The 5,283-nt window shown below is 70.3% G+C and carries 4 protein-coding genes; 2 read left to right on the plus strand and 2 right to left on the minus strand.

The features are described 5' to 3' along the window. Nucleotides 1-2,734: glycosyltransferase family 4 protein (locus HW578_RS22445; RefSeq protein ID WP_198372940.1), on the minus strand; the 2,734-nt coding region annotated here is incomplete at its 3' end. A gap of 135 nt (nucleotides 2,735-2,869) precedes the next feature. Further along, nucleotides 2,870-3,853: a hypothetical protein gene (locus HW578_RS22450; RefSeq protein WP_198372941.1), complete on the minus strand. Its 984-nt coding sequence runs from the start codon at nucleotides 3,851-3,853 to the stop codon at nucleotides 2,870-2,872. Nucleotides 3,854-3,864: 11 nt separating this feature from the next. On the opposite strand from HW578_RS22450, the gene HW578_RS22455 reads away from it, so the two are divergent. After that, complete coding sequence (locus tag HW578_RS22455; RefSeq protein ID WP_232479206.1) at nucleotides 3,865-5,001, plus strand: glycosyltransferase family 2 protein; 1,137 nt, start codon at nucleotides 3,865-3,867, stop codon at nucleotides 4,999-5,001. A 144-nt stretch (nucleotides 5,002-5,145) separates the two neighbouring features. Continuing rightward, nucleotides 5,146-5,283: GDP-mannose 4,6-dehydratase (locus tag HW578_RS22460; RefSeq protein ID WP_198372943.1), on the plus strand; the 138-nt coding region annotated here is incomplete at its 3' end.

The raw sequence follows: 5,283 nt of genomic DNA on the forward strand, positions 1-5,283 counted from the left end.
GGCGGCCGGCCTCGATATCGGCGATGGTGGCGCGGAAGGCCGCCATCGCGGCGTCGGCCTGCGCGGCGGTGGTGAAGCGCGCCGCCTGCGCGAGGCCGGCGGCGATGCGCGCGGCGCGCGTCGCGGGATCGGACAGCGCGACGATGGCATCGGCCATGGCGGCGGCGTCGTCGGGATCGACGAAGATCGCCGCCTCGCCGCCCACTTCCAGCAGCGAGGAATTCGGGCAGGTGACGACCGGGCAGCCGCAGGCCATCGCCTCCAGCACCGGCATGCCGAAGCCCTCGTAGCGCGAGGGATACAGCAGCGCCTGCGCGCCGGCATAGGCGAGGCGCAGCGCGGCATCGTCGGTCCTGAGGCGCAGCATCTCGATGCCCGGCGCGGCGGCGCGGAAGTCGGGCTCGATGTCGGCGAGGCCGCCGATGCAAACGATGCCCAGGCGATGCCCGCGTTTCGCCGCCTCGGCCACCGCGCGGAAGGCGAGGATGCCGTTCTTGTAGCCGCCCGCGCCGGAGCGGTCGCCGACCATGAGCACGTAGCGCTCGGGCAGCTTCAGGTCCTGCCGCGCCTGCGCGACCTCCTCGGGCGACGCGGGCGTGAAGACCGGCGGCAGCCCGCAATAGGCGAGGTCGACGCGCTCCTCGGCGATGGCGGGAAAGAAGCGCACTAGGTCGCGCGCGGAGGAGCGCGAGATCATCGCATGCCCCGCCGCGTGGCGGATCGCGCGCTCCTTCTCCTGCCAGCCTTCCTCCGTGAGGTCGAGCCCCGTCACCTCTGGGATCATGTCGTAGCCAAAGAAGTAGGAGGGTGTTGCCGTCGGCGTCGAGTAGTAGGTCGAGACGAAGAGGTCGGCGCCCAGTTCCTGGCAGATGCGTTCGAGATAGAGGCTGTCGGCGCCGCAGCTCCCGTGGTCATGCGCCGCGATGGTGCGGGTGTGCACGCCGGCGATTCGCGGCGCGGTGCCGGCACGGTCGAGCAAGATGATATGGTCGGCACGCCCGTCCTTCACCCATTCCTCGAGCATGGACTGCCACACGCGGCCGATGCCGGACGACAGGTACTGCCAGTAGACACCATCGACCACGATGCGTGGGCGCAGCGTGACGGGCCCGCAGTCCCTGGCGCCCTCGGGCGGGGCGAAGGACCAGGCGCCGGAGGCGTCCTGCCGGGCGATGGGCTCGACGCGGAAGACCGCCGCATCGTCGAACATGGTGCGGTCCTTCACCCAGGCGAAGTGGTCCGCGAGGAAGCCCGGACCGCGCGTGGCCTGCAGGCCGCGCCACTGCGCCACGGCGCCGGCATAGCCGTAGTAGGTTTCCTTGAAGCGCGCCTGCGCCTCCGTCACGTAGGCGAAGTGCTGGAACACCGCGCCCTCGGCCTCGGTCTCGTCCTGGGTGAAGGGGCCCAGCGTCGCGACATCGACCGGCTCCTCGCCGCCGGGACGCGCGCGTACCAGGGTCGGCGGCTCGTGCGCCGCCCAACTGTCGCCCGGACGGAAGCGCCAGGTGCGCAGCCACTCATAGGACGGGTTCTGCGCATAATTGTTCCGCGTGCTGACGACCTTGTCGGGCGCCACGAAGTACCAGCACCAGTACCAGGCGGCGCTGCGCGAAGGGTCCGCGATGAAGCGGCTTCGCATGCGGCACACCTGGTCGACGGTCCAGAGCTCGTCTGCATCGACCTGCCAGAGCAGGCATTCCTCGGTGATGTGCGGCAACGGGGCGTTCACCATCTCCCGCTTGCCGTCCCAGAACTCGCCGGGCGGCTTGCGGTGGATGGTGACCTGGCCAGGGAAGCGGCGCGCCAGGTCGTCGAGGTATTCGCTGGTGCCGTCGTTGCTGCGGCCCTCGGCGTGGATCTCGTCGAGCACACGCCCGCCGGTCGCGGTGGACCAGGCGGTGTCGTGGCGCAGCGCGGCCACGCCTTCGACCACGTGCCAGTGCCAGCGGAAGGGCAGCTTCGCCAGCATCGTCTCGTGGTAGCGGATGAAGGGCTCACCGTTCAGCACGATGGTGAAGAAATGGACCGGCAGGTCCCGAGCGCTCACCTTGCGGCGGAAGGCGGAGAAGCCGTTGCGCAGCTTCTGGTCGTCGGCGATCACCTCGTAGTCTGGATGCTCGAGCAGCGTCTGACGCGCGCGGAAGCACTTGAAGGTGTTGGTGTCGTCGAGAAGGATGATGCGCGCGCCGATGACCTTGGCCAGCTCCACCTCGCCGGTGAATTCCGACCCGTCGATCAGCACCATGTCGAAGTGCTCGATGCCGTGCTCGGCCTTGATGTGCTCGATCGCCCCGGCCGCCACGCCGGCGTCGCGCACATAGGCGATGTCCTGCTCGCGCCAGCGCAGCACCTCGGGCAGCGGGAACTTCGTCAGGCCCGAGGCTTCCTCGCGGTAGAAGCGCTCGACCTCGGCGGCCGGCGGGAATTCCTCCACCGCGACCGAGGACATGTTGTAGCAGTGCACGAAGGGCCGGTCCGCATAGGTCTGGCGCAGCACCTCGAAGCGCGGCTTCGACACCTCGATGCAGAACAGCTTGGGCTGCCCAGGATTGCTCGCCAGGCCGGCGACGAAGGCCTCGGTGCTGCCGCCGCCCGCCGAGGACCCGATCTCGAGCACGTAGCGCAGCTTCTCGTTCGCCGCGAGGTCGCGGATCAGCCGATAGAAGGCATCGTCTTTGATCTCAGGCGGAATGATCCTGTCGAGTTCGGAGTCGGACGTGCTGGGTGAGGGCATCTGTGGCTCCGGAGCCTGCGCGGCCAAGGCTCACCGCGCCATCCCGGATGGCCCGGGACCGGGCGGCCCCGGGGCGCTAAATGAGTGACAGCCATGCGTCAAGCCGCTCGGCGGGCCCGCCGCCCCGCACCGCGGTCAGCCAGGCGGCGGAAAGCGGAAGCTGCCGAGGAACAGGTCAGGCCGGACCGGGTTGCACGGCGTGTCGAGCGGGGTGGGGAAGGGGCCGTCCTCGGGTTCGAATGCATAAGCGTTGCGCCGCGCGAAGGTCACCTCGAGCACCCGCGGAAAGCATATCCCGCCGAGCAGGGCCACGCCGCCCCCGTTGTTCGCATGCACATGCACGACCGCATGCGTGCTGGCGATGTGGCCAAGCGCCCGCGCCGCCACCGCGAACCAGTCCGGGTCCGCCACGCGTTCGAACCAGTGGAGTTCGATCACGATCTGGCGGAACCGGCCGAGCGGCGCTGCCGCTTCGTAACATCCGAGCGCCGGCCATTCCGCGGCCTCGGCGTCCAGCTTGAGCAGGAGGTCGCCGGTCGGGGGAAGCGCCGCGAGGGCCAGCATGGAACGCAAGGTACGCAGGTTGTTGAGGTCCTCCGTTCCGATGCCGAGCGGCAGCCAGGCGAGGCCCGGCGTGGCTGTTGGCGGGGCGGCGATGGTGTGGTCGAACTGCGCGACCGGCAAGCCGCGGGCCAGCACGGCGCGGTCCCACGAATCATCCGTGCCGATCCCGATCGAGAGCGCGCCGGCCAGGCCTTCCCAGTCGTCCAGCATCACATAGCCGCCATCATGCGAAGCGCCGACGCGGATCTTGGGTGTGCCCTGCGCGCGTTGCGGGGACAGCAGCGCGGCCAGGGCGAGGATCCGGCCGCGGATGTCGTACGTCGACAGCCGCTCATCCAGCAGCACCGGACCCGCGGCGCGATGGTCGGCATCGGCGGCGCCGCAAGACTCCTCGAGTTGTCGGCTAATTCGCAGGATATCGTCCGTGACCCTGCGCAGGCCATGCTCCAGAGCATCGAGCCGCTGCGTCGCAAGCGTCCCCGCCTGCACGGCAAGCCGCCCATTCAGCAGGATCTCGCCCAGGATTGCCTTGAGCCGCGCGACCGGATGCAACATAGCCAGCCTGCTTGTCCGTCAGCCTGCACTCGCCGGAGGCTGGACGGCATCAGGCCATCTGCGCCCAGGCGGGCGATCGACTGCCTGCGTGGGCACGACGCTCGCGCCGCGCGGTGCGGGATGCAAGACCCCAGGGTTGCCGGCGCGCACCACCGCAGATTCCGCTTGGAATGGCGGCAGGACCGTTTATGAGACGCCGCCCGCCCGGAGCGCCGCAGGCCGAGAGGACCAACATGGAAGCGCAGGACCGCGTCGGCGCGCCGGACCCTCCCCTCGTGAGCGTCATCACGGTGTGCCGCAATGCCGCCCGGACGCTGGAGACGTGCCTCGAGAGCGTCGCTGCGCAAAGCTACGCGGCGATCGAGCACATCGTGATCGACGGCGCGTCCACCGACGGCACGAAGGCCATTCTCGAACGCCACCGCGCGCGCCTCGCCACCGTGGTGTCCGAACCGGATGCCGGTCTCTACGATGCCATGAACAAGGGCGTCGCCCTGGCACGCGGCACCTTCGTGCTGTTCCTCAACGCCGACGACAGCTTCGCCGCCTCCGACACGGTGGCGCGCGCGATGGCCGAGATCGCCCGCGCGCCGGATGCCGAAGTCTACTACGGGTCGATTCTCGTGACCCGGGAGCAGGCCGTGCAGCGCCATGACCCGCCGCCACCGGAGCAGGCGGCGGCGGAGATGGTGCTCGGCTGCCTGCCGCACCAGGCGACCTTCGCCCGTCGCACCGTTTTCGAGCGCACCGGCCCGTTCGACCTGCGCTGGCGCCGGCACGCCGACTACGACTGGTGGATGAAGGTCATCGCCGACCCTGGCATTCGCCTGCGCCGCATCCGCACGGTCGTGGCGCGGTTTGCGGTGGGCGGCGCCTCGTCGGACCTCGCAAAGGGCCAGCCCGAGGTCTTCGCCATCCAGAACGCCGCCGCATTGTACAGGTCGCCGGAGTGGGACCGCCGGCGGCTGGAGATGTTCCAGCGCGCCTATCTCGGCGCGCGAATCGAGGCCGAGCGGCTGCGCGAGGCCGCGGGCGGATCCGGCATGACGACGCGGGAGCGCCTGCGCGCCCGGATCCGCGGATGGCTGCCGGACCGTCTGGTCCATGCGATCCGGGCGGTTCGGCAGGCCCTGCGCCCCCCGCGCTGACGCCGGGCCGAGGCCGCGGCGCGACCCTTCCAGGCCGCCGCCCGGCCTGCTAGACACCGCCGCCCATTTGTCAACGCCGCCCTCGCCTCGGGCCGGCGCCCGCCCGCCGCGTCGCCGCTGCCGCGACATACCGGAAGGATCACCATGTCCGATCGTCGCAAGGTCGCCCTCGTCACCGGCATCACCGGCCAGGACGGCTCCTACCTGGCCGAGATGCTGCTTGCGAAGGGCTACGTGGTGCACGGCATCAAGCGCCGCTCGTCGTCCTTCAACACCGGCCGC

The organism is Roseomonas rosulenta (assembly GCF_016106005.1).
Taxonomy (GTDB): Bacteria; Pseudomonadota; Alphaproteobacteria; order Acetobacterales; family Acetobacteraceae; genus Neoroseomonas; species Neoroseomonas rosulenta.